This is a genomic window from Streptomyces sp. NPDC107538 (assembly GCF_055657445.1).
Genome location: NZ_JBVKAY010000007.1, coordinates 249,212 through 271,872, shown reverse-complemented (window position 1 = coordinate 271,872; position 22,661 = coordinate 249,212). Strand labels below are relative to the sequence as shown.

Annotated in this window: 20 protein-coding genes; 11 read left to right on the top strand and 9 right to left on the bottom strand. The window is 71.6% G+C overall.

Features of this window, described 5'->3' with window-relative positions; translation table 11 throughout:
- Positions 1-70: 70 nt before the first annotated feature.
- Together ACZ7MG_RS25900 and ACZ7MG_RS25895 are read right to left on the bottom strand one after the other, a co-directional pair.
- Positions 71-1,396, bottom strand: a complete 1,326-nt coding sequence (locus tag ACZ7MG_RS25900; RefSeq protein ID WP_471380898.1) for an ABC transporter substrate-binding protein — start codon at positions 1,394-1,396, stop codon at positions 71-73.
- Positions 1,397-1,674: 278 nt separating this feature from the next.
- Complete coding sequence (locus tag ACZ7MG_RS25895; protein ID WP_471380897.1) at positions 1,675-2,796, bottom strand: ROK family protein; 1,122 nt, start codon at positions 2,794-2,796, stop codon at positions 1,675-1,677.
- A 244-nt stretch (positions 2,797-3,040) separates the two neighbouring features.
- On the opposite strand from ACZ7MG_RS25895, the gene ACZ7MG_RS25890 reads away from it, so the two are divergent.
- Positions 3,041-3,955, top strand: a complete 915-nt coding sequence (locus tag ACZ7MG_RS25890) for a BadF/BadG/BcrA/BcrD ATPase family protein (RefSeq protein WP_471380896.1) — start codon at positions 3,041-3,043, stop codon at positions 3,953-3,955.
- Between the two features lie 96 nt (positions 3,956-4,051).
- Entirely contained in the window at positions 4,052-5,962 is a 1,911-nt protein-coding gene (locus ACZ7MG_RS25885; RefSeq protein WP_471380894.1) for a phosphatase PAP2 family protein, read from the top strand.
- 65 nt (positions 5,963-6,027) lie between these two features.
- Here ACZ7MG_RS25885 and ACZ7MG_RS25880 read toward each other — a convergent pair whose 3' ends face one another.
- The 3 genes from ACZ7MG_RS25880 to ACZ7MG_RS25870 form a co-directional block, all read right to left on the bottom strand.
- Positions 6,028-8,418 carry a SpoIIE family protein phosphatase gene (locus ACZ7MG_RS25880; protein WP_471380892.1) on the bottom strand — a complete coding sequence of 797 codons (2,391 nt, stop codon included), beginning with the start codon at positions 8,416-8,418 and terminating at the stop codon, positions 6,028-6,030.
- 113 nt (positions 8,419-8,531) lie between these two features.
- A complete protein-coding gene (locus ACZ7MG_RS25875; protein WP_471380891.1) occupies positions 8,532-9,326 on the bottom strand; it encodes a peptidoglycan-binding domain-containing protein in 795 nt (264 codons plus the stop codon).
- 76 nt (positions 9,327-9,402) lie between these two features.
- Positions 9,403-10,653, bottom strand: a complete 1,251-nt coding sequence (locus tag ACZ7MG_RS25870; protein WP_471380889.1) for a sensor histidine kinase — start codon at positions 10,651-10,653, stop codon at positions 9,403-9,405.
- A 163-nt stretch (positions 10,654-10,816) separates the two neighbouring features.
- On the opposite strand from ACZ7MG_RS25870, the gene ACZ7MG_RS25865 reads away from it, so the two are divergent.
- From ACZ7MG_RS25865 to ACZ7MG_RS25850, 4 genes are all read left to right on the top strand, one after another.
- A complete protein-coding gene (locus tag ACZ7MG_RS25865) occupies positions 10,817-11,185 on the top strand; it encodes a hypothetical protein (RefSeq protein WP_471380888.1) in 369 nt (122 codons plus the stop codon).
- Between the two features lie 38 nt (positions 11,186-11,223).
- Positions 11,224-11,907 carry an ABC transporter ATP-binding protein gene (locus tag ACZ7MG_RS25860; protein ID WP_471380886.1) on the top strand — a complete coding sequence of 228 codons (684 nt, stop codon included), beginning with the start codon at positions 11,224-11,226 and terminating at the stop codon, positions 11,905-11,907.
- A gap of 136 nt (positions 11,908-12,043) precedes the next feature.
- A complete protein-coding gene (locus tag ACZ7MG_RS25855; RefSeq protein ID WP_471380884.1) occupies positions 12,044-14,047 on the top strand; it encodes an FtsX-like permease family protein in 2,004 nt (667 codons plus the stop codon).
- Positions 14,048-14,137: 90 nt separating this feature from the next.
- Positions 14,138-14,866 (top strand): response regulator, encoded by a 729-nt coding sequence (locus ACZ7MG_RS25850; RefSeq protein WP_471380882.1) that lies wholly within the window; start codon positions 14,138-14,140, stop codon positions 14,864-14,866.
- A 24-nt stretch (positions 14,867-14,890) separates the two neighbouring features.
- On the opposite strand, the gene ACZ7MG_RS25845 is transcribed toward ACZ7MG_RS25850, so the two are convergent.
- Together ACZ7MG_RS25845 and ACZ7MG_RS25840 are read right to left on the bottom strand one after the other, a co-directional pair.
- Positions 14,891-15,280, bottom strand: a complete 390-nt coding sequence (locus tag ACZ7MG_RS25845; protein WP_471380881.1) for a PPOX class F420-dependent oxidoreductase — start codon at positions 15,278-15,280, stop codon at positions 14,891-14,893.
- Positions 15,281-15,349: 69 nt separating this feature from the next.
- Positions 15,350-15,985, bottom strand: a complete 636-nt coding sequence (locus ACZ7MG_RS25840) for an HAD family acid phosphatase (RefSeq protein WP_471380879.1) — start codon at positions 15,983-15,985, stop codon at positions 15,350-15,352.
- Between the two features lie 300 nt (positions 15,986-16,285).
- Between ACZ7MG_RS25840 and ACZ7MG_RS25835 the strand changes: the two genes are divergently transcribed.
- From ACZ7MG_RS25835 to ACZ7MG_RS25825, 3 genes are all read left to right on the top strand, one after another.
- Positions 16,286-17,125, top strand: coding sequence for an SAM-dependent methyltransferase (locus ACZ7MG_RS25835; RefSeq protein WP_471380878.1), 840 nt, complete (start codon positions 16,286-16,288; stop codon positions 17,123-17,125).
- Positions 17,125-17,646, top strand: coding sequence for a GNAT family N-acetyltransferase (locus ACZ7MG_RS25830; RefSeq protein WP_471380877.1), 522 nt, complete (start codon positions 17,125-17,127; stop codon positions 17,644-17,646). The genes ACZ7MG_RS25835 and ACZ7MG_RS25830 overlap by 1 nt, the downstream gene beginning before the upstream one ends.
- A 98-nt stretch (positions 17,647-17,744) precedes the next feature.
- Positions 17,745-19,115, top strand: a complete 1,371-nt coding sequence (locus ACZ7MG_RS25825) for a S1 family peptidase (protein WP_471380875.1) — start codon at positions 17,745-17,747, stop codon at positions 19,113-19,115.
- 53 nt (positions 19,116-19,168) lie between these two features.
- Here ACZ7MG_RS25825 and ACZ7MG_RS25820 read toward each other — a convergent pair whose 3' ends face one another.
- Both ACZ7MG_RS25820 and ACZ7MG_RS25815 read right to left on the bottom strand, forming a co-directional pair.
- Positions 19,169-19,351 carry a hypothetical protein gene (locus ACZ7MG_RS25820; RefSeq protein WP_471380874.1) on the bottom strand — a complete coding sequence of 61 codons (183 nt, stop codon included), beginning with the start codon at positions 19,349-19,351 and terminating at the stop codon, positions 19,169-19,171.
- A 78-nt stretch (positions 19,352-19,429) separates the two neighbouring features.
- Positions 19,430-20,590, bottom strand: coding sequence for an ROK family transcriptional regulator (locus ACZ7MG_RS25815; protein WP_471380872.1), 1,161 nt, complete (start codon positions 20,588-20,590; stop codon positions 19,430-19,432).
- 188 nt (positions 20,591-20,778) lie between these two features.
- Between ACZ7MG_RS25815 and ACZ7MG_RS25810 the strand changes: the two genes are divergently transcribed.
- Both ACZ7MG_RS25810 and ACZ7MG_RS25805 read left to right on the top strand, forming a co-directional pair.
- Positions 20,779-21,678: a carbohydrate ABC transporter permease gene (locus ACZ7MG_RS25810; protein ID WP_471380871.1), complete on the top strand. Its 900-nt coding sequence runs from the start codon at positions 20,779-20,781 to the stop codon at positions 21,676-21,678.
- Between the two features lie 31 nt (positions 21,679-21,709).
- Positions 21,710-22,654, top strand: a complete 945-nt coding sequence (locus ACZ7MG_RS25805) for a carbohydrate ABC transporter permease (RefSeq protein WP_471380870.1) — start codon at positions 21,710-21,712, stop codon at positions 22,652-22,654.
- Positions 22,655-22,661: the final 7 nt, after the last annotated feature.

Genomic DNA, 22,661 nt, shown 5'->3' with positions numbered 1-22,661 from the left:
GCGTCACGCGGGGGCCGGGGGCCCGGGCGGCGGGGCCGAGACACCGCCGCCCGGGACTGTCGGTCCGCGATCAGCCGCCGACCTGCGTGTTGTAGCCGTCCACGATGTTCTGCAGGGCCTTGTCGGCCGACTGCTCACCGTTGATCGCCTTGCCGAGCTCCGCCTTGGTCGGGTCGTCGGCGAGGCTCTTGCCCTTCAGCACCCAGTTCGTCTGCGCGCTGTTGAAGTAGCCGGAGATCGGGTCGTAGAGCGGGATGGACTCGTTGTAGAGCTTGAACGCCGCCTGTGCCGCCTCGGACTTGAAGGGGTACTCCGGGTTCAGACCGCTCTCGACCGGCAGGAAGCCGGAGGTCTCGCACAGCGTCTTGTAGTGGTCGGGCTCGTAGAGCCAGGACAGGAACTTCTTCGCGGCGGCGGCCGCGTCGGCGTTGTTGTTGAAGCCGACCGTCATGCCACCGCTGTTGACGTCACTGGCCTGCACCGGCTGGGCGGGGGTCGGGACGCTCGCCCAGTCGAACTTCGTGATGCTCTCCGCGTAGGCGGCGACCTGCCACACACCGGACCAGTAGGCGACGACGTCACCGCTCTGGAACATGGCCGACGGGTCGGCGCCGCTGGTCCACACCGACTTCGGCATGGTCTTGTCGTCGTTCCAGCCGACGAAGGTGTTCACGGCCTTCTTGGTCGCCGCGTCCACCGAGAACTTGCCGGAGTCGTCGGCGTGGACGTACTTGCCGCCCATCTCGTAGACCATGGCGCGCAGCCGGGACGGCGACTGGTCGAAGGTCAGGGAGTACTTGGCGTCGGTCTTCTCCCGGACCTCGTTCGCGGCCTTGATGAACTCGTCCCAGGTCCAGGTCTTGTCGGGCGAGGTCGGGTAGTCGACGCCGGCCTTCTCGAACAGCGACTTGTTGATGAACATGCCGGACGCGGTGACGTCCGAGGGGATGGACAGCACCTTCCCGGAGGAGTCCTTGGCGACGAAGTTGGCGTTGATCTTGTTCGTCTTGTTGTTGGCGATGTCGCTGAGGTCGATCAGCTTGTTCGACCAGATCGGGTCGAGCGCCGGCACGGCCGCCACGTCGGGCAGCGAGTTCGCCTGCGCGGAGTTGCGCAGCTTGGTCGCGTAGCCGTCGTAGGGGATGTTGACCAGCTTGACCTTGACGCCGGTCTCCTTCTCGTACTGGGCCACCATCTTCTTCCAGCCCGCGTCCTGCCCCGGAACCGTGGAGATCCAGAACGTCAGCGACTTGGAGGTACCGCCCGAGTCGGAGTCCCCTCCTCCACAGGCGGAGAGCAGCAGGGCGGCCGCCGAGACACCGGCAGCGAGGGGAACCAGGCGGCGCATACCGCCGCGGCCGAGTCGGCTTGAGCGCCGCACACCCACAGTGGTCATCTTCGATCCCTTTTTTTCGGTAGGGGACAGAGCACGGCGCGCCGACCGAGGCGGCACGGGTGCATTTTGCAGGAAGGCTGCTTTCCGGGGGGCACGGCCTCGCCCGGCCGCGTCGTCCACGCGGGGCGGGATCCCCAGCCGTTCTGGCCGTCACCGCACGGGCACGCCCTCGTGCGGTGGCCGTACATCGAGTACGGGCGGGAGGCTCGCCCCAAGCCGGCGTCCCGGCCGACTTAGAAAGCGCTTGTCCGGACATTGACAGATGCCGGTGGAGTCCGTCAATGCTTCACCGCCCCGCCTCCGGTCACGGTTTGGATTCCCCGGGCCACGGCCAGCCGACTGGCCCCCACGACGGTGCCGCTGTCGCCGAGCGCGCTGCTCACGACCTCGGTGGGCCAGCTCAGCCGGGCCAGCTCGGCCCGCACGCCGGGCAGCAGCAGGGGCTTGGAGCCCACGGCGCCGCCCAGCACGATCAGACCGGGGTCCAGGACCGCGGTGGCCGCGACGGCGAGTCTGCCCACGTCGGCGGCGTGCCGGCCGACCACGGCGCAGGCCGTGGCGTGCCCGGCGTCGGCCAGCGCGAACAGCCCGTCGACGGTGTCCGGACAGGGGTCGTCCACACCCCGCCAGGCGTCCGCCGCCCGCCGCAGCAGGGAGCCCGCCCCTATGTGCGCCTCCAGGCCCTCGTGGCGGGGCTCGCGGTCCGCGTCCCACGGGTAGGGCAGCCGGGCCACCTCACCGGCGGCCCCGTTCGCGCCGCGCAGCACCTGGCCGCCGATGACGACACCGAGACCGATGCCGACGCCGATCCGCAGATACCCGAAGGTGTCCCGGCCCCGGGCCGCGCCCTCGTGCAGCTCGGCCAGGGCGGCGCAGTTCACGTTGTTCTCGACGTGGACGGGCACGCCGGGCGGGAGGGCCACGGTCAGGGCGTCGAAGATGGGGCCCGCCTTGGCGGTGGCGGGCCGTACGGACGTGCCCTCCCGGCCCTGGACGGTGACATCGCCGACGGCGACGACGATGGCGCGCAGCGGCGCCCCGGCCGACAGCCCGGAGAGGGCGTCCGCGACCACGTCGACAGTGTCCGCCCGCAGACCGGTGCCCTCGGCGAGCAGGGTGCCGTCCAGGGCGCACACCCGTACCCGGGTGACGCTGGGGCCGAGGTCGACGGCGAGGACCGCGCCGGCGGCGAGCCCGAGATCGTATACGGCCGCTGACCTGCCGGTTCCTCCGTTGAGGGTGCCGGAGCGGGCGGCGAGACCGGCCGCTTCCAGCTCGGCCACGGCGGTGGAGACCGTCGGCTTGGAAAGACGCGCCCCGGTCGCCAGTTGGGGGCGGGTGGCGGTGCTCGACGCGGCCAGTACGGCGAAGACAGCGCGGGCGCTCTCGCTCAGTTGCATGCTCTCCCCAGTCGTACCGCGATCATTCCTCCGCACGGTCGTGCGGGATCCGGCGTCATAACCCTTGACGCACTCTTATTCGTTAGTTAATTTCCTAACGAAGTCAAGCGGTACTCGCCTACCGCACCCGCAGAGGCCCGTCCCGGGGCTTCCCTAGCACCCCCCACAGACCCTGTGTGTCCAGGCACGGTTTCGCCCAGCCGTCGCTGCGCCCATCGCAACGCAACGACGAAAGAAGCCTCACGTGCAGGACTCCAGGCCCGTCGCGGTCGGTATCGACGTGGGCGGCACCAAGACCCATCTCCGTGCTGTCGCGGGGACGGAGATGGTGGCCGACCACATCCGTCCCAGCCGCGGCTGGCGACCGCACGACCCGGCGTCCGCCGCCTCATGGCTGGCCGCGCTGGTCGGGGAGGTGCTGCCCGCGCACACCCTCCCGTCCGCCGTGGCCGTCGGCGCCCATGCCTGCGAGACGCCCCGGCAGTGCGAGGGGATACGTCTCGCCCTCCAGGAACGGCTTCAGGTGCCGTGCCTGGTGGTGGGCGACGCCGAGCTGCTGGTGCCCGCCGCCGGTTTCGACCGGGGGGTGGGTCTGGTCGCGGGCACCGGTTCGGTGGCCGTCGGCCGGTCCGCCGACGGCACTGCGGTGCAGGTCGGCGGCTGGGGCGCGGTCCTCGGCGACGAGGGCGGTGCCGCCGGTCTGGTCCGTGAGGCGGCCCGTGCGGTGTGGGCGGCGCACGACCGGGGCGAGGCCCCCGACGCGCTCGCCGACCGGCTGACCGCCGCCTTCGGGGTGACCGAAGTCCCGGCTCTCGGCGGGGCGTTGGAGTCCGCGACGGATGTGTCCGCCGACTGGGGCCGGCACGCGACCGTGGTGTTCGACGCCGCCGACGAGGGCTCCGCCCTGGCCCGGCGGGTGATCACCGAAGGGGGTCGCGCGCTCGCCTCGCTCGTGGCGCGGCTCGCCGCCCGCGGCATCGCCGTGGACGACGTGGTGGTGGCCGGCGGGACGATCCGCTCCCGGCCCGTCCTGTACGCGGCATTCGCCGAAGCACTCCTCGACGCTGTACCGTCCGCGCGACCGCAGGTGCTCCAAGTACCGCCGGTCGAAGGGGCGTTGGCACTGTCACGAGATCTCCTCCGACCGGTCATGCGCTGATCACCGTCCGGTCGCCGACCGGACACCAACCGGTCATTCGTCAACTCCACGCTCAGCCCGCACCCGATCAACCCACCGCGAAAGGAGCGGCGCTCGATGCCGTCATCTGCCGGGCACCACAGACTCAACCGCCGTGTCTTCCTCAGGAGCTCCCTCGGCGTCTCGGCCGGCCTCATCGCCGCTCCGACCCTCGCGAGCATGTGGCAGGCCTCCGCCGCCGAGGAGAAGGCCGCTACCGCGTTCACGCCGTTCGTGGACGACTACACCACCAACATCACGGCCAACCAGACGCCCGAGACCAACGCCGTGGTCCGCGCGCTCGGCGGTTTCGCGGAGATCTGGAAGACCGGGGGCGCCTGGAACACCGGCACCCCGCTGCGGCCCGAGATCCTGCGCGACAACATGCGGTACTGCGCGCGCCTCACCCGCCGCCGCACCGAGGCGCAGGCCCGCGAGGCGTTCGTCTACGACCGGCAGCACCAGAGCTACGCCATGATCGGCGCGCTCGGCCCGCTGGCCGAGCTGTACCGCTCGGGCGCCAAGGCGGTCACCTCGATCACCGCCGCCCCCGACGACATCCCGGCCGCCAAGATCAACGACGCCGTGCCGGCCGGCGCGCCCGCCGGTTCCGCGCTGGGCGCCGGCTCGTACGACTCCGACCTCGGCCAGGTCGCCAGGCTCGTCGACACCGTGCGCGGCCCGTTCGCCTCCGGCAACCCCGCCAAGTTCACGTTCCAGTACCCGCGCCCGTGGCGGATGAACGAGGACAGCGAGGTCGTCGACACCGGCAAGGTGGACGAGCTCGGCTTCCCGGTCTACGACTCCGAGGTCGTCGTCGTGAAGCAGCTGCTGCGGCAGCGCGGCGAGAACCCGGCCGAGGACGGCGGTTTCCCCAGCGGCCACACCAACGCCTTCCACCTGGCGGCGCTGGCGTTCGCGTACGCGGTCCCGGAGCGGTTCCAGGAGATCGTGACCCGCGCCTTCGAGCTGAGCCACACCCGGATCATGTCCGGGATGCACTCCACGGTCGACGTCCTCGGCGGCCGGGTCATGGCCACCGCGCTGGCCGCCGCCGCGCTCGCCGACCCGAAGAACGCCACGCTCAAGGCCGCCGCGCGCCAGCAGGCCGCCGAGTACTTCCAGGCGAAGACGGGCACCACGGCCGACACGCTGTTCGCCCACGCGCACTCCGACGCCGACGACGAGTACGCCGACCGCACGGCCAATCTGCGCATGGTCGAGCCGAAGCTCACCTATGTGCTGACCCGGCGCGGCAAGTCCGAGGACCTGACCGTGCCGAAGGGCGCCGAGGTCCTGCTGGAGACCCGGCTGCCCTACCTGGACGCGGCGCAGCGGCGCGAGGTGCTGCGTACGACCGCGCTGCCGGCCGGCTACGTCCTGCTGGACGGCTGGGAGCAGTGGGGCCGGCTCAACCTGTTCGCGGCGGCGGACGGCTACGGCGCCCTCGACGCCGATGTCACCGTCACGCTGGACGCCTCCCTCGGCGGCTTCCACGCGGCCGACACCTGGCGCAACGACCTCGACGGCTCGGGCCGCCTGGTCAAGAAGGGCAGCGGCACGCTCACGCTGGCCGGCGCCAACGAGTACAAGGGCGGCACCGTCGTGGAGGCCGGTGTCCTCGCGGCGGGCTCCAAGGAGGCCTTCGGCCGCGGTGACGTCCGGGTCGGGGGCGGCACGCTGGCCACCGGCGACCACACCGTCCGGATCCGCGGCGAGTACACCCAGGCCGGTGTCCTCGATGTGACGCTGGACCGGGGCGACGACGCGGCCCTTCAGGTGGACCGGCGCGCGGTCCTGGAGCGGGGCGCCAAGCTGGTGGTCCGCTTCGACGCCGAGCAGGCCCCGCGTTCCGGCAGCACGGTCGCTGTCATCGACGCGCGGTCCCTGCAGGGCCGGTTCGCCGAGGTCTCCGTGGCCGTCGACGGCTGGACGGCCGAGCAGGTCTTCACCGCGCACGGGGTGTCGGTGCGCCTGCGGAAGAAGTAACTCCCGTAGTACGTACGACTGTTGGGGGTGGCGTGAGCCGCCCCCAACAGCCGTTTCCACGGCCCCTACAGGGTCGGCGGCAGGGCCTGTTCGGCCCAGATGGTCTTGCCCGCGCCGCTCGGGCGGCTCCCCCAGCGGTCCGTGAGCTGGGCGACGAGCAGCAGACCGCGGCCCCCCTCGTCGAACTGGCGGGCCCGGCGCAGATGCGGTGAGGTGCTGCTGGCGTCGGAGACCTCGCAGATCAGGGTGCGGTCGCGGATCAGGCGTAGCTGGATGGGGGCGCCGCCGTAGCGGATGGCGTTGGTGACCAGTTCGCTCACGACGAGTTCGGTGACGAAGACGGCCTCCTCCAGGCCCCAGCGGTTGAGCTGGTCCGTGGCGAGCTTGCGCGCGTTGGCGACCAGCGCCGGGTCGTCGGTGAGGTTCCAGACCGCCACCTGTTCCGCGTCGAGGGCGCGGGTGCGGGCGAGCAGCAGCGCTACGTCGTCGGCCGGTTTGTCGGGCAGCAGCGCCTTCAGTACGGCATCACAGGCGCTCTCCAGACTGCCCACCGTCCCCTCCAGCGCGGCGCACAGGGCGGCGGTGCCGGTGTCCACGTCACGGTCGCGGGCCTCGACCAGACCGTCGGTGTAGAGGGCGAGGACCGAGCCCTCGGGCAGCGCCAGCTCCGTCGCCTCGAACGGGAGGCCTCCGACGCCGAGCATCGGTCCGGCGACCACCTCGATGACCTGCACACCGCCGTCGGGCCGCACCACGACGGGCGGCACATGTCCGGCCGAGGCGATCGAGCAGCTGCGGTCGACCGGGTCGTACACCGCGTAGAGGCAGGTCGCGCCGATCTCCCCGTCGCCCGTGCCGTCCCCGGCGGCGAGGTGTTCGACGAGGTCGTCGAGGTGGGTGAGGAGTTCGTCGGGCGGCAGGTCGACGTCGGCGAGCGCCCACACGGCCGTGCGCAGCCGGCCCATGGTGACGGAGGCGTGGATGCCGTGGCCGACGACGTCGCCGACGACCAGGGCCACCCGGGTCCCGGACAGCGGGATCACGTCGAACCAGTCGCCGCCCACCCCGGCCTGCGACAGCGCCGGCAGATAGCGGGAGGCGAACTCGACGGCCGCCTGTCCGGCGACCGTCTTCGGCAGCAGGCTGCGCTGGAGCGCCAGCGCCGTCGTACGTTCCCTGGTGTAGCGGCGGGCGTTGTCGACGCAGACCGCGGCCCGGCTGGACAGCTCCTCGGCGAGGGAGACGTCGTCCTGGTCGAAGGCGTCGGGGTGCTCAGGGGTCAGCAGGCGGACGAAGACGGCCACACCGAGGGTCGTGCCGCGCGCCACCAGGGGGACGGCCATCAGGGACAGGTCGCGGGCCTCGGCCTCCCGGAGCTTGGCGGAACGGGCCCCGTGCTGGGCGAACCAGGCGTCGAGCGAGTGGTCGCCGGTGCGGGTGAGCACGGGTTCGCCGGTGAGCAGGGCCCGGGCGGGGGGTGAGGCGGGCGGGTACTCGTCGGCGGCGCCCAGGGCGATCGCCGCCTCGGGGACGCCCGGTGTCTCCGAGTGGTGGGCGGCGCGGCGCAGGCGGACGCCGCGGTCCCGGGGGACCGTCTCGGGTTCCTCGCCCTGGAGCACGGACTCCAGGAGGTCCACGCTGGCGAAGTCGGCGAGCCGGGGCACGGCCAGTTCGGCGAGTTCGCGGGCGGTCCGGACGACGTCGAGTCGGGTGCCGATGGATCCGGCGGCCTCGTTCAGCAGGGCGAGGCGCTGGCGGGCGGCGAACTGTTCACTGCTGTCGAACGCGGCGAGCGCGGTACCGATCAGCTGCCCGGCGGTGTCCCGTACCGGCCACATCTCGGAGGTCCAGGCGTGCATGCGCCGGCCGGAGGGCGAACGGGTCCAGCTCTCGTAGCGGACCGGCTCTCCGGTCTCCACGACGATCTCCAGATGGCGCAGGAAACCCCGGCTGTGGACGGCGTCCTCCACGGTGTCGGGGAAGTACTGGTGCCGGAACTCCTCCTCGGGCTGGCCCATGACCTGGCACGCCCAGTCGTTCATCCGCAGATAGCGCTGCCCGGTGTCGAAGATCGACATGGACATGGAAGCCTGTTTGAAGGCCAGCTCGCCGAGGCCCCGCTCGGCCCGGTCCGGTGTCGCCTGGACGACGAACCTCCGCCGCTCACTCTCCCCGCCGCGCACCGCGCAGATCCGCAGCGCCACCTTCTGCCGCCGGCCGTCCCGGTAGCGCAGGTCCACCACCACGTCGCCGTGCGTCAGCAGCGCCCGCCACACCGCCGCCGCGTCCCCGTCGACCAGGTCCGCCGCCGGCCGGCCGGTCACCTCCCCGGCCGCGTACCCGGTGAGCCGCCGGGCGCCCTCGCTCCACCCCGCGACGAGGCCGCGCCCATCGACCACCGCCATCGCCTCACCGGCCGTGGCAGCCCGCGACACACCGGACGCCTTCGTCACCATAGGGACAATATGGTCCGTTCGGGGCGGGGCAACAACCCGGAAACACCCGTGACGCACCGGGCCCCCGTCCCCGCCCCGCGGCTGGAGCGCGGTGCGGCTGGAGCGGGGTGCGGCTAGAGCGGGGTGCGGGATTCCAGGTCCTGGCGGGTGTCGTTGCCGTAGACGCCCGTTTCGTCGCCCCGGATGCCGTACCAGAGCTGGAACCGTGCCACCGCTTCCTTCAGTACGGCGTCGTACTGACCCGAGGTGGAGCCGTTGTCGTACACGTTCGGGATACGGAGCAGCCGTTGCTGGAGTTCGGAGACCTCGGCGCCGCTGTCGCCCTCGCGGAGGGTGCCGGCACCGTCCGGGTCGACGCCCGCGTTCTGTGCGGGGGCGGAGGTGGCGGGCGCCGACGGGGTCGGGGTGACCGCGCGCGCCTCCTTCTCCTTCTCGCCGCCGGGCAGCAGGAGCGCGGCGCCGAAGCCGAGGAGGGCCGCCGCGCCGACGCCGACGACCACCGCGGCGCGCTTGAGGCCGGACCCGCCGCCGGGTGGCACGGGGCGGCGTCGCCGCTGTCGCCGTTCACCGGGCGGGACCGTGTCGGAGCCGAAGTCCTCGCCGACCATGACCGGGGGCAGTTCCTCGGTCTCGTACTCCGTCCGGGGCAGGATCCGCTCGGGCGCGGGCTTCGGCTCCGGTGCGGGGGCGCGGGGTGGTGCGGGCGGGGGCGTCGGTGTCGGCGCGGGCGTCGGCGCCGGTGGTACGGCGACGGTCTCGTACTCGTCGTTCGCGGGTGTCGTCCCCTTGTACTGCTCGAACTCGCGCAGCAGCTCGGCCAGGGCCTCGGTCCTGCGCCGGCGCATGACATAGGTGGGCTCGATCGTGGGACGCTTCGTCGTCCGGCCCGGTTCGGGCGGTATCGACACGCTGTTCTCCTTCCGTGCACGCGGTCTCCCGCCATCCCCGACAGGAGATACGGGAAGCCGGGCCGGGAGGTTCAGCTCATCGGGCGGCCACCGGGGCGGCCGGGAGCACGGCGACGACCTCCCAGCCGGGTCCGTCCTCGCGCGGCCGGGCCCGCAGGCGACCGCCGAGCGCGGTGACCCGTTCGGTGAGACCGACGAGGCCGAAGCCGCCGCCGCGGGCCGCCTCCGGCAGCCGGGCTCCGCCGCGTCCGTCGTCGCGCACGGAGACCTCCAGGTCACCGCGGGCGTAGCGGAGGTCGACGGTGACCTCGGTGGCGTCGGCGGCATGCCGGCGCACGTTGGTCAGGGCCTCCTGCACCACGCGGAAGGCGGCGGCCTGCACCTCGTGCGGCAGGTCGTCGGGGACGGCGGGGGCGAGGCGCAGGACGGCCGTGCGTCCGTCGACACCGCCGACTCCGTCGAAACCGCGCACCAGTTCGCCGATGCCCGTCAGATCGCCCACCGGGCGCCGGTCGGCCGCCCCGGCCTCCTCCTCGTGGTCGCGCAGCACGCCGACCGTGCGGCGCATCGAGGCCAGCGCCTCGGTCGCGGCGTGCTCGATGCCCGCGAGCACGGGATCGAGACGCTCGGGTGCGGTGGTGGCCATCATCCGGGCGACCTGGGTCTGCACCAGGATCCCGGTGACATGGTGGGCGACGAAGTCGTGCAGGTCGGCGGCCATGGCGAGGCGCTCCGCACGGCGGGTCTCGGAGACGATCTGGGTCCGCCGGTTGTCCATGACCCGCAGATACGCGGCGACGCCGGCCGAGGCCCCGCCGAGGAACAGCAGGACCATGACGGCGCCCACGCTCCCGCCGTCGTCCGGGTCGAGTGCGAGGTACGGCAGCGGAAGCGCGACCAGGACGAGGCCGTCGAGGAGTCCGCAGGCCAGCGCCCAGCCGGGCGAGCAGGTGCGGACGGCGACGACCAGCAGGCAGAGCAGCACGGCCGCCTGTCCCAGGCCGACGCCGCCCTGTTCCCGCGCCAGGACGAGAACCACCACGTTCGCCAGGGCGGCGAGAGCCGGTGCCCCGGTACGGACCTGCGGCGTCAGCCAGGCCGGCCGGCGGTGTGCGGGCCACAGCAGGGCCACGAGGCCGACGGCCAGGGCGAGCAGGTGCAGCCACAGAAAGTCGGTGCCCTCCGCCGACAGGAGAAGGAAGTCGGATGCGCAGGCCAGGTACAGGGCCACGATGGCGCCGACGCGTACACAGCCCGGTCTGGCGGGGCGCACCGGCCGGCCGGGGGCGCCGCCCGGGGGTTGCTTGGTGTCGAGCACGAGGTTCACGCGGATCACAGTAGGCAGCGACGGAGGTCCCCGTATCGGCCGTACGGCCGAGGAGGCGCGTGGCGGCGGGTCGGGAAGCCTGGCCGTTCGGCCGAGGCGGGCGCCCCCGGCGCCGGGAGAGGTTGGGTGTCGCAAGCCCACCCCTCTCCACCAGGAGCACCTCATGGAACGCAAGCCCCTCCTCATCACCGGCGCCGCTGTGGCGGCGATCGCCGTCGGCGGCGGAGCCCTCACCTACGCGATGAGCGGTACGGAGTCCACCACCGGGCTCGACAAGTTCACCACCGTGACCGTGGACGGCCACAAGGCGCTCAGCGGGAACATCGTCGCCGGCCGCACCGAGTCGAAGTACAGCCCGCTGCCCTGGATCGGCGGCGAGACGTCCGGCCTGAAGTGCCCCGACCTCAAGGCGGTGGCCGGCACCAAGGTGACCTGCACCGCGAAGGACGGCGACGGCAAGGACCTCTCCATCCCCGTCACCGTCGTCAAGGCCGACGCCTCCAGCGTGACCTGGAAGTTCGAGCGCGCCTAGTCCACGCCCAGTCCGACCGGAAAGGAACCGTCATCCTCATGAGCACCGTCCTGGCCGGCAACGGCCTCGTCAAGAAGTACGGCCCCACCACCGCCCTGGCCGGCGTGGACGTGGCGGTCGCCGAGCGTGAGTCCCTCGCCATCATGGGGCCGTCCGGCTCCGGCAAGTCGACGCTCCTGCACACCCTCGCCGGGATCATCCGCCCCGACGACGGCCAGGTGCTGCTGCGCGGCGAACGCATCGACCACTGGGGCGAGAACAAGCTGAGCGCGCTGCGCCGCAAGCGGTTCGGATTCGTGTTCCAGTTCGGCCAGTTGCTGCCGGAGCTGCCCGCCGAGGAGAACGTCGCGCTGCCCCTGATGCTGGAGGGCGTGCCCCGCCGCCAGGCCGTGCAGCGGGCCCGCCGCTGGTTCGCCCCGCTGGGCCTCGCGGGTCTGGAGCAGCGCCGTCCGGGCCAGCTCTCCGGGGGCCAGGCCCAGCGCGTCGCCATCGCCCGCGCCCTCGCCGTGGAACCGGACGTGGTCTTCGCCGACGAGCCCACCGGCGCCCTCGACCAGTCCACCGGCGAGGAGGTCATCCGCCTCCTCACCTCGGTCACCCGCGACCAGGGCGCCTCCCTGGTCATGGTCACCCACGACGCGGAGGTCGCCGCCCACTGCGACCGCGTCGTCCACGTGCGGGACGGCCACATAGCGGGCTACAGCCAGTACACGGCGGCGTGACTGACAACCCCCGGCCCGCCCCGCTCAGGGGCGCGGGGAACTGCGCGACAAGCCACGAACAACCCGCACCCGCCATTCAACCGATCCACCCGAGCTCATAGGCACCCAGAACATCCAGATCCCCGGAGACAAGACAATGCGCTCCCCCGTCCTGCCCCTCACCTGGCACCTGGCCCGCGCCTCCGGCAGGCGCGGCCTCCAGAGCCACCTCCTCTCCGCCGCGGCCGCGGCCGCCGGCGCCCTCGTCCTGCTGACCCTCCTCGGCGCCTACCTCGGCTCCGGCACCCGGGCCGACCGCACGGCCTGGCGCACCCCCGACGCCGTGGCGGCGCGGCAGGCGACCGCCGTCCAGACCCTCGGCACGACCTATGTGGACCACCGGCCGGTCACCGTCGTCTCCCTGGCCCAGCTCCCGGACCGGGCCGCGACCCCCGCCCCACCCGGTCTGGACCACTTCCCGCGCCCCGGCCACACATATCTCTCGCCCGCCCTCGCCGAGCTGATGCGCGAGCTGCCCCCCGGACAGCTCGAAAACCGTTTCCCCACCACGACCGACTACGGCACGATCGGCGAGGCCGGTCTCGCCGCCCCCGAGGAACTCGTGGCCGTGATCGGCCGCACCCCCGCCGACCCCGCGATCACCCGGGCCGCCGAGGGCAGTGCCCTCGACATCCTCGCCGCCCGCGCCCGTGTGGACGGGTTCACCGGCACCAAGCCCAGTCTGTTCACCTCCTTCGACCAGCAGACCGCCCTGCTCGGCGGCGCCCTCCTCGTCGTCCCCGTGATCGTGCTGGCCTCGGCCGCCGGACGCCTCGGTGCCGCGCGCCGTGAGCAGCGGCTCGCGGCCCTGCGGCTGGCCGGCGCCACACCCCGGCAGATCCTGGCGATGACCGGCGCCGAGTCGGCGGCGGTGGGCCTGGCCGGCGGTCTCCTCGGCGCGGTCGCGTACACCCTGCTGCTGCCGGTCCTGGCACGGGTGCCGTACGGCATCGGTACCTGGTACGCCGGACAGCTGTGGGTCGGTCCGCTCCTGCTGCTCGCGGTGGTGGGTGTCGTGGCCGTGCTCACCTCGGTCAGTGCCATGACGACCCTGCGCGGGGTGGCCCGCTCGCCGCTGGGCGTCGCCCAGCAGGCCGATCCGCGCCGGACGAGACTGATCCGGCTGGCGCTGTTCGTCGCCATCGGGCTGTATGTGACGGTGACCGCCCACGGCGGCGGGCTGAGCACGGGCCAGTCGCTCGCGCTGATCGTCCTGGTGTACGGGGCGTTCTGGACGCTCGGCCCCTGGGTCGTGGACATGCTGGGCCGGCTGCTGAGCCGCTTCGCGCGCCGCCCGGCTACGCTGCTGGCCGCCCGCCGGCTCAGCGACGATCCGCGCGGCGCCTGGCGCACGGTCAGCGGTCTGGTCCTCGCGGGTCTGGTCGCCGGGTTCTTCACGGTCGGTCAGGTCGGCCTCGTGGGCTCTGCCTACCCGGGTCAGGTGGCGGTCCGCGCCGAACACGGCAATCCGCGTGAACTCGCCGTACAGGCAAGGGAGTTGCTCGCCCAGGCCAAGGTGCGGGCGACGGTGGAGACACCGGCCGCCGACACGTGGGACGGGCTGCTGAACGGCGACCGGGGCATCGTGGTCCATGTGCGCGGCGGGCAGAAGCAGCTGGACACGGCGTCGACCGCGCTGTCCGGCATCTCCCCCGGGAACCTCCCCTTCACCCAGGACTACGTCAACGCCGAGGGCGACATCACGACCCGGCTCATCGGCGAGACGGGGCTCGCGGTCCTGGCGCTGGGCTTCCTGGTCGCCGCCGCCTCCGCCGGGCTGACCGCGGCGGCGACGGTCCTGGACCGGCGCCGGGTGTACGGGCTGCTGCGGCTGGCCGGTACACCGCTGAAGGTGCTGGACCGGGCGCGGATCCGGGAGACCGCGCTGCCCCTGGTGGTCCTCGCCGGCGGTACGACGGCGACCGGGATCTACGGGGGGATCAAGGTCAACGAGATGTTCCACCTGGAGCCGGACGCGTCGGGTGCGGTACGACTCGCCCTCTGCGTCGCCCTCGGCACGGTCACCATGTTCGCGGCGCTCGCCGGGAGCAGGCCGCTGCTGCGGAAGGTGACGGCGGAGCGGGCACAGGACCCCGACTGACCCGTGGCTTCAGGCCCACCGCTCCTCCCACTCCTCCCACTCCCCCGCTCCTCCCGCTCCCCCACTCCTCATCTCAGGCATGATGCGCCCATGAACGACCGCAGCCCGATCCGGGTTCTGATCGCCGACGACCAGGACATGGTCCGCACCGGCTTCCGTTTCTTCCTCGACGCGCAGCCGGACATCACCGTGGTCGCCGAGGCCGCCGACGGTGAGACGGCGGTGCGGCTGGCCCGTGAGGTGCGGCCGGATGTGTGTCTGCTGGACATCCGGATGCCGAAGCTGGACGGTCTGGAGGCCACCCGGCTGCTGGCCGGTCCGGGGGTGGCCGATCCGTTGCGGGTCGTCGTGGTGACCACGTTCGACCTCGACGAGTACGTCTACGGGGCGTTGCGCGGCGGCGCCTGCGGGTTCCTGCTCAAGGACGCCGGACCGACGCTGCTGGCGGAGGCCGTACGGGCTGCGGCGGTGGGCGACTCGCTGGTGTCGCCGTCGGTCACGGTCCGGCTCCTCAAGCACGTCACCGCGGAGCAGGCGGAGAAGACGGAGCAGGCGGGCAAGGAGGGGCGGGCCGGGCAGGAGGCGGCGCCCGGTCCCGGGGCGTCGCGCCCGCAGGAGCCGTTGACCGACCGGGAGTTGGACGTCGTACGGCTGGTCGCGCTGGGCCACACCAACGCCGAGATCGCCGCGGCGATGTTCGTGTCCCTCTCCACGGTCAAGACGCACCTGGGCAGCATCCAGCTCAAGCTCGCCGCCCGGAACCGGGTGGAGATCGCGGCGTGGGCGTGGCGGACGGGCCACGCGGGCGAGGTCTCGTGACCGTCCGCCCGCGCCCGGCGGGGCTCAGTCGGTCAGGGTGACGCGGATGCCGATCGTGCCGTCGGCGCCCCGGCGCAGTCGGCTGCCGAGGAGGGTGAGGCGCCCGACGAGGCCGTATTTGCGGGCGATGAGCCCGCGGTAGGCGGCGGCGCCGGCCGCGTCGAGGATCTCGGCGCGGGCCGGGACGGAGTCGCCGGTGGGGTTGCCGCGCAGATCGCAGGGGCCGACGAGGACGTCGGCGCGGTTCCGGATGCGGTTGACCTTCCAGGAGTCCGCGACCGTCCAGACGCCGAGCGCGTCCCCGTCACGGACCACCCACACCGGGGTCGGGACGGTGGTGCCGTTCTTGCGGTAGGTGGTGACCAGCAGGTACTTGCCCGCGCCGAGCGCGTCGAGAGTGGTGTTGTCGGCCATGGCGGGAGTCTAGGTGTACGGCCACCGGACGGGACCGGTGGCCGTACGCCCAGCGGCGGTCGAACGGTGTCAGTCGAGGAGCCCGTCGTAGTCGGGCAGCTTGTACGTCCGCTCGGCGTGGCCGCCGACGAGGTCGGTGGTGTTGTTGCCGACGTTGGCGATGATCGTGTAGCCGTCGGACTCGATGTCCGCGCGCGAGGCCGTCTTGTAGGCGGAGACCTCGGCGAACAGGTCGGGCAGGTCACGCACGTAGAGGCCGTCGACGGGGTAGCCGACGGTCTCCAGGTTCCACTCGGTGACGCTCTCGATGATGCCCGGCCGGGCGGTGACGAAGAAGACGGAGACCCCGCGGGACTTGGCGTACTTGGCCAGCGCCAGGGAGGGCTTCAGCGCGGGGGTCGGCAGCTGGTACCAGGGCGTGTAGTGCGACTCCAGCGTCGTGTTGTCGATGTCGAAGACGATGGCGAGCTTCTGCCCCGAGGAGTTCGCGGTGCGCTGCTGTACGTAGGGCGTGGCCGTGTCGATGACGGCCTTCACGTCCGTCTGCCAGGTCGCGTAGTCCACCTCGGCGGCGGCGGTGGCGCTGACGGCGGCCTCGCTCGACGCGGCGGCGGCCGGAACCGCGGCGGTCATCGAGGCACCCAGACCCAGTACGGCCACCGCGGCGACCGTGGTGATGCGGCGTCCCACACCGCTTCCTGTCATGTCCGTCCCCTTTTCTCATGTCAAAGCGGCGAGGTCGTCCGAACCTTCGCCGCACTCGTCATGGTCATGCCCATCGGTGGCCGGGAGACTACCGAAGAGTTACTGATTAGTAGAGGGGTCTCGACGATCATTGTTCGACGGTCCCCGGGGAAGGCTCTCGCCAGAAGTCGGGCGGCCCTCGGAAACGCCGTCCGAAGCCGGCCCCTGTGAAGATCGCCGAAGTCTCGGCAAAGGCCAACCGACGGGTCTACATTGCCCGTTGGATGAAGCACCTTCACAGAAGATCCAGGAGTTGACGCCGTGACGGACAACCCGGCAGCCCCGGACTTCAGCTTCGCGTCGCTGAACAGCCGGATCGTCACCACCCGGCCGGTCGCGGCACGGATCTGGAACTACTGGCTGGGCGGCGGGGACTACTACGAGGTCGACCGGAAGGCCGGGGACGAGATACGCCGGCTGCATCCCAGCATCGAGGACTACGCCCGCGCGGACCGGGAGTTCCTGCGGCGGGCCGTGCGTCATCTGACCGCCGAGGTGGGCCTGCGGCAGTTCCTGGACATCGGTGCCGGGCTGCCGACCGCGGAGAACACCCATGAGGTCGCCCAGCTCATCGCCCCGGACTCCCGGATCGTCTACGTCGACAACGACCCGCTGGTCCTGGTGCACGCCCGTGCCCTGCTGACGAGTTCTCCCGAGGGCCGTACGGACCATGTCGACGAGGATGTGCGCAACGTCGACTCGATCCTCGAACACGCCGCGCGGACCCTGGATCTGACCCGGCCGGTCGCGCTGATGCTGCTCGACGTGCTGGCCTTCGTCCGGGACGACGAGGACCCGCACGGCATCGTGCGCCGGCTGATGGACGCCCTGCCCGGCGGCAGCCATCTGGTGCTCTCGCACACCATCACCAGCCCGGAGTGGCCGGACGTGGATGTCGCCGCCGCCTGGTGGAACCAGCACGGCATCCCGACGCTCACCCAGCGCACCCCGGAGGTGATCGCGGGCTTCTTCGAGGGGCTCGACCTCCTGGCGCCGGGTGTCGTCTCGTGCACCCGCTGGCGCCCGGAGGGCACCGGCGATCCCGCTTCCGGGGAACCGTCGGAAGTGGCCATGTACTGCGGAGTGGGAGGCAAGCGCTGATGGCGACGGAATGGGTCCGGCTCCAACTGGACGTCACCGACTTCGACCTGGCCCGTTTCCAGCCGTACGTCGACAAGTGCCGCACCTCCGGCATCCGGCTGAGCACGCTGTCCGAGTTGGGCGACACACCCGAGCACCGCCGGGAGTTGTACGAACTCAACAAGGAGTGCTCGGCGGACATCCCCGGGCGCGGCGACTTCTTCGCGTACGACGAGTACCACCGGCTCCGCTTCGAGGTGCCCGCCTACGATCCGCGCGGTGTGGTGCTGGCCCTCGACGGCGACCGGTGGATCGGGATGGCGGCCACCTCGGACCGGCGGGCGTCGGGGTTCGTGTTCAACGAGATGACCGGGGTGCGGGTCGGCCACCGGGGCCGGGGCATCTCGGTGGCCATGAAGACCTTCGGCATCGGGTTCGCCGGGATCTGCGGGGTCAGCACGGTCCGAACCGTGCACCATCCGGCCAACGAGCGCGCGATCGCCATGAACCGGACCTTGGGATACGTCGACGCACTCTGGTGAACAGGTGGGGACCGTCGCACGTATGGAAGGAGGGCGCTCAAGGACCGGACGCCCTGGCGGTGTTGACACCGTGTCGGACGGGGTTCGGGAGCCAGGCAATGAGGCACGCACGACGACAAGTCGTGAAGCGGGTGGCGCGGCTGACGGCCGCCGGTGGACTGATCTGCGGAACCCTGATGGTGACGCAGGCGGCGATGGCGACCGAACCCACCACCTCCCCGCCCGCGACCCGGAGTGCGGTGCTCGCGGCGTCCGGGACCGGAAACGGTCTGTTGAGCGAACTCGGCTCCGAGCGCACCGCGGGCACCTGGATCGCCGAGGACGGCGAGCCGGTCGTCGCGGTCACCGACGAGAAGGCGGCCGCCGAGGTCGAGGAGGCCGGAGCGCGCCCCAAGATGGTCGAGTACAGCGGCGACGACCTGAAGTCGGCCACGGAGGCGCTGCGTTCGGCGCCCAGGGTGTCGGGTACCTCTTGGGCCATCGACCCGGCCTCCAACGAGGTCGTGGTGCGGGCCGACAGCACGGTCTCCAAGAAGGACTGGGCGAGCCTCACGGACCTGGCCGAGGAGATCGGCGGTTCCGTGCGGATGGAGCGCACCGAGGGCTCGTACACGATGCGGCTCAACGGTGCCCAGCCCATCTTCGGCACGGGCGGGCGCTGTTCGATCGGCTTCAATGTGACCGACGGTGAGAACGACTTCATGCTGACCGCCGGGCACTGCGGTCCGGCCGGTTCGGTCTGGTTCTCCGACAACCAGGGCCGGCAGGAGATCGGCCGGACGACGGAGACCAACTTCCCCGGCGCCGACTACTCGCTCGTCCAGTACCTCCAGGACGCGCCGAGCAACAAGACCAACGTCGTCTCGGTCGGTGACGGCCGGGGGGTGCGGATCACGTCGGTCGGTGACGCGGCGGTCGGCCAGCGGGTGTTCCGCAGCGGCAGCACCAGCGGTTTCCGCAACGGCGAGGTGACCGGCCTCGACGCCACGGTCAACTACCCGGAGGGCACGGTCAGCGGTCTCATCGAGACCACGGTCTGTGCCGAGCCGGGCGACAGCGGCGGCCCGCTCTTCTCGGAGGGGGTGGCCCTGGGTGTGACCTCGGGCGGCAACGGCGACTGCGAGGAGGGCGGTACGACGTTCTTCCAGCCGCTGTCCGAGGCCCTCGACGATCTCGGTGTCCAGCTGACGGGTCTGCCCCAGTCCGCCGCGCAGCCGACCGCGGCGGCCGACGGTTCCTCGGACGACGACTCCCAAGGTGCCGCGGCCCCGAACACGGTCGACCCGGGGTCCGTGGAATCCATCGAGGCCGCCTCCGACCTCCTCGACCGCCTCGCCGATCCCCGCAACGTCGGCCCGGGTCTGCTGGTGATCGCCGGCAGCATGGTCGCCCTCGCCGCGACCCGCTTCATCCGCACGGAACAGGACCGCCAGGCCTACCGCCGCCAGTACTCGCAGACCTGGAGCTAGCAGTCGGCCCCGCACCCCTGTCAGGGGTGCGGGGCCGTCCCGAAACCGAAGACCTACGAAGCCGCCGCCCACTCAAGGACAAGGCGCTCGTACTCGCTCCGCTGCTCCCTGTTCAAGGTCCCCCCGCTCCGGAACCAGAGCGCCCGGATCTCCTCGTTGACCTCGGCGGCCGTTCGCGCCGACGCTTCCGTTCTTTCCAGGACGACATCAGGGGTGGTGGACATGGTGTAAACCATATGTCCTCGAACGTGAAGCCGATGTGAGTAAAGGTCCCACTTCAGACATTACGGACCGTGAAGCTGATCACTCTGCGTTTACGGCTCCACGGTCCCGAGCACGAGCACCTGAATGGCCAGCACGGCCGCCCCCCGCGCCCAGTCATGGAAGTCGGACACCTTCGTCTCCAGCGGGACGGGCGCGGCCAGCGGGTGCCGATGGGCCCGCACGGCCGCGTCGACGGCCTCGCCGGCCACCTCCATCAGTCCCACCCCCTCCCCCGCGAGCAGGATCTTGCGCGGCATCACGAAGTTGGCGATCTGGGCCACCAGCGTCCCCAGCGCCCGCCCCGCCTCCGTGACGACCCGCACACACATGGGGTCCCCGTCGGCCGCCCCGGCGAGGATCTCCTCGTACGTCACCTCACGGCCGGTCGCCGCCCGCACCTGGTAGCGGATGCTGGGGATGCTCAGCATCGAGACGGCACTGCCGCGCTCCCCCTCGGGGGTGAGCGGCCCGGACGGGTCGACGATCCAGTGGCGGCCGAACCCCCGGTCCTCCTCGGCGTACGCCACCCGCTTGCCGCCCAGGACGAGCCCGTAGCCGACGCCCGCGCCGATGGTGAGGACGACGAAGCGGTCGAGGCCGCGTCCGGCGCCGAACCAGGTCTCGGCCTCGACGAGCGCGGCGACGTCGTTCTCGACGACCACCGGCAAACCGGTGCGTTCCTCGACGAGTTCGGCCAGGGGCACGTCGCGCCACGCCAGGAAGGGTGACTCCCCGACCACCGCGCGGCGCCGGACGAAGCCGCCGACGCCGATGCCGATCCCGGCGAGGGAGGGGTGGGTGCGGGCGAGTTCGGCGGCCATATCGGCGAGCAGGTCGGCGACCCGCTCCGGCTCGTGCGTGGCGAGCGGACGGTCGTACCGGGTGACGATCTCGCTCCGGAGTGTGGTGACGACGCCGTACACCATGTCCTCGGTGATCTTGAAGCCGAGGAAGGAGCGGGACTCGGCGACGATGTCCAGCGGCTGCGAGGGGCGGCCCTGCCGGACCTCGGGGAGCGCGGTGCCCTCGGGGGTCTCGACCAGCAGTCCCGACTCGATCAGGGGTTTGGTCAGCCGGGTGAGGCTGCCTGCGGACAGGCCTAGCCGGCGGGCGAGTTCGGTGCGCGAGAGCGGGCCGTGCACGAGCACCTCGATCGCCACCGCGCGTTCTCCGGGACTCAGCGGCAGCCAGCTGGCAGCGAGTGCGGTCATGAGGGTCAGACTCCCACACCAGATTTTTTCCGTCATGGAAACAATAAGCTCACTCCGCGTCCACGAACACCCCGCATCCGCCTCAGAAAAAGATGTTCGCCCGCCTCTTGACGCCGCAATTCTTTCGCAGCAAAAGTAAGTGGTCCGAGCCCGATGTCTGAGGCAGCGCAGCCGATGAGGGAGCACCGATGACCGTCGCCGCCGGCAGTCCACCGTTCCGCAGGCGAGGCGACGGCCTCCTGGCCGCCGTGTTCATCGCCCCGGCGATGATCGGCTTCCTGGTCTTCCTGCTCTGGCCGACGCTGCGGGGCATCTATCTGAGCTTCACCCGCTTCAACCTGCTCACCCCGGCGGAGTGGGTGGGCCTGGACAACTATGTCCGGATGGTCAACGACCCGATCTTCTGGGACTCGTTGACGGTCACGGTCGAGTACGTGGTGCTCAACATCGGTGTACAGACGGCCGCCGCGCTCGCCATCGCCGTCCTGCTCCAGCGGCTGACGCAGTCGGCGCTGCTGCGCGGCATCGTGCTCACGCCGTATCTGATGTCGAACGTGGTCGCCGGTCTGGTGTGGCTGTGGATCCTCGACACCCAGCTCGGCATCGGCAACGAGATCATCGGCGCCCTCGGCGTGGACCGTATCCCGTTCCTCGCCGACGAGACCTGGGCGATCCCCACCATCGCCCTGATCAACGTGTGGCGGCACGTCGGCTACACCGCGCTGCTGCTGTTCGCCGGGCTCCAGGCGATCCCGAACGACGTGTACGAGGCGGCCCGGGTGGACGGCGCGAGCGAGTGGCGGATGTTCTGGCGGGTCACCCTGCCCCTGCTGCGGCCGGTGCTGGCGGTGGTGCTGATCATGACGGTGATCGGGTCGTTCCAGGTGTTCGACACCGTGGCGGTGACCACGGCGGGTGGTCCCGCGAACGCGACCAACGTGCTCCAGTACTACATCTACGGCTCCGCCTTCGGCCGCTTCCAGTTCGGCTACGCCTCGGCGATGTCCGTCGCCCTGCTGGTCGTGCTCAGCGCGATCACCGTCCTGCAGTACCGGCTCACCCGGGCCGGCCGAAGCGACCTCGGCTGACGGACTCGGCTGACGGAAGGGAGACCCCGACATGGCCGCCACCACGGCGACGACGCCGACCACCACCCCGACCAGTGTCCCGGCCGTACGGCCGACGAGACGCCGTCCCTCCCTCGGACGGGCCGCCGGCTGGACCGTGCTGGGCCTGGTCGTGCTCGTCACCCTGCTGCCCTTCTACTGGATCCTGCGCACCGCGCTCTCCTCCAACGCCGGGCTGAGCGCGGACCCCGCGAACCCGCTGCCCGTCGACCTCACCACCGGCGGTTTCGAGCGGGCGCTCGGTCTGCAGTCGGCCGAGGAGGCGATCGCCCAGGGCGGGACGGGCGGCGGGCTGGACTTCTGGCGGTATCTGCTCAACTCGGTGATCGTGTCGACGCTGATCACCGGCTGTCAGATCTTCTTCTCCGCGATGGCCGCGTACGCCTTCGCCCGGCTGCGGTGGCGTGGCCGGGACCAGGTGTTCGGGCTGTTCCTGGCCGGGCTGATGGTGCCGACCCTCTTCACGCTGCTGCCGAACTTCGTGCTCATCAAGCAACTCCACCTGGTGGACAGCCTGTTGGGCATCGCCCTGCCGAGCCTGTTCATGACCCCGTTCGCGGTCTTCTTCCTCCGCCAGTTCTTCCTGAACATCCCCCACGAGGTGGAGGAGGCGGCGCTCCTCGACGGGGCGGGGAAGGTCCGGATCTTCTTCCGGGTGATCCTGCCGATGGCGTCCACCCCGGTCCTCACCCTGTCCGTGCTGACGTACATCACCTCCTGGAACGACTACTTCTGGCCGCTGATGGTCAGTTACAGCGACGGTTCCCGGGTGCTGACCGTGGCGCTGGCGATCTTCCGGGCGCAGACCCCGGCGACCGGCGTGGACTGGTCGGGGCTCACGGCCGCGACGCTGATCGCCGCGCTACCGATGCTGCTGCTCTTCGCCGCCTCCGCCCGCCGGATCGTCAGCTCCATCGGCTTCACCGGGATCAAGTGAGGGAACC

Coding starts and splice junctions, on each gene's coding strand:
- ACZ7MG_RS25850 (WP_471380882.1), top strand. CDS start 14,138: ATGAACGACCGCAGCCCGATCCGGGTTCTGATCGCCGACGACCAGGAC.
- ACZ7MG_RS25880 (WP_471380892.1), bottom strand. CDS start 8,418: ATGGTGACGAAGGCGTCCGGTGTGTCGCGGGCTGCCACGGCCGGTGAG.
- ACZ7MG_RS25855 (WP_471380884.1), top strand. CDS start 12,044: ATGCGCTCCCCCGTCCTGCCCCTCACCTGGCACCTGGCCCGCGCCTCC.
- ACZ7MG_RS25815 (WP_471380872.1), bottom strand. CDS start 20,590: ATGACCGCACTCGCTGCCAGCTGGCTGCCGCTGAGTCCCGGAGAACGC.
- ACZ7MG_RS25810 (WP_471380871.1), top strand. CDS start 20,779: ATGACCGTCGCCGCCGGCAGTCCACCGTTCCGCAGGCGAGGCGACGGC.
- ACZ7MG_RS25845 (WP_471380881.1), bottom strand. CDS start 15,280: ATGGCCGACAACACCACTCTCGACGCGCTCGGCGCGGGCAAGTACCTG.
- ACZ7MG_RS25805 (WP_471380870.1), top strand. CDS start 21,710: ATGGCCGCCACCACGGCGACGACGCCGACCACCACCCCGACCAGTGTC.
- ACZ7MG_RS25840 (WP_471380879.1), bottom strand. CDS start 15,985: ATGACAGGAAGCGGTGTGGGACGCCGCATCACCACGGTCGCCGCGGTG.
- ACZ7MG_RS25825 (WP_471380875.1), top strand. CDS start 17,745: ATGAGGCACGCACGACGACAAGTCGTGAAGCGGGTGGCGCGGCTGACG.
- ACZ7MG_RS25895 (WP_471380897.1), bottom strand. CDS start 2,796: ATGCAACTGAGCGAGAGCGCCCGCGCTGTCTTCGCCGTACTGGCCGCG.
- ACZ7MG_RS25820 (WP_471380874.1), bottom strand. CDS start 19,351: ATGGTTTACACCATGTCCACCACCCCTGATGTCGTCCTGGAAAGAACG.
- ACZ7MG_RS25830 (WP_471380877.1), top strand. CDS start 17,125: ATGGCGACGGAATGGGTCCGGCTCCAACTGGACGTCACCGACTTCGAC.
- ACZ7MG_RS25865 (WP_471380888.1), top strand. CDS start 10,817: ATGGAACGCAAGCCCCTCCTCATCACCGGCGCCGCTGTGGCGGCGATC.
- ACZ7MG_RS25885 (WP_471380894.1), top strand. CDS start 4,052: ATGCCGTCATCTGCCGGGCACCACAGACTCAACCGCCGTGTCTTCCTC.
- ACZ7MG_RS25900 (WP_471380898.1), bottom strand. CDS start 1,396: ATGACCACTGTGGGTGTGCGGCGCTCAAGCCGACTCGGCCGCGGCGGT.
- ACZ7MG_RS25860 (WP_471380886.1), top strand. CDS start 11,224: ATGAGCACCGTCCTGGCCGGCAACGGCCTCGTCAAGAAGTACGGCCCC.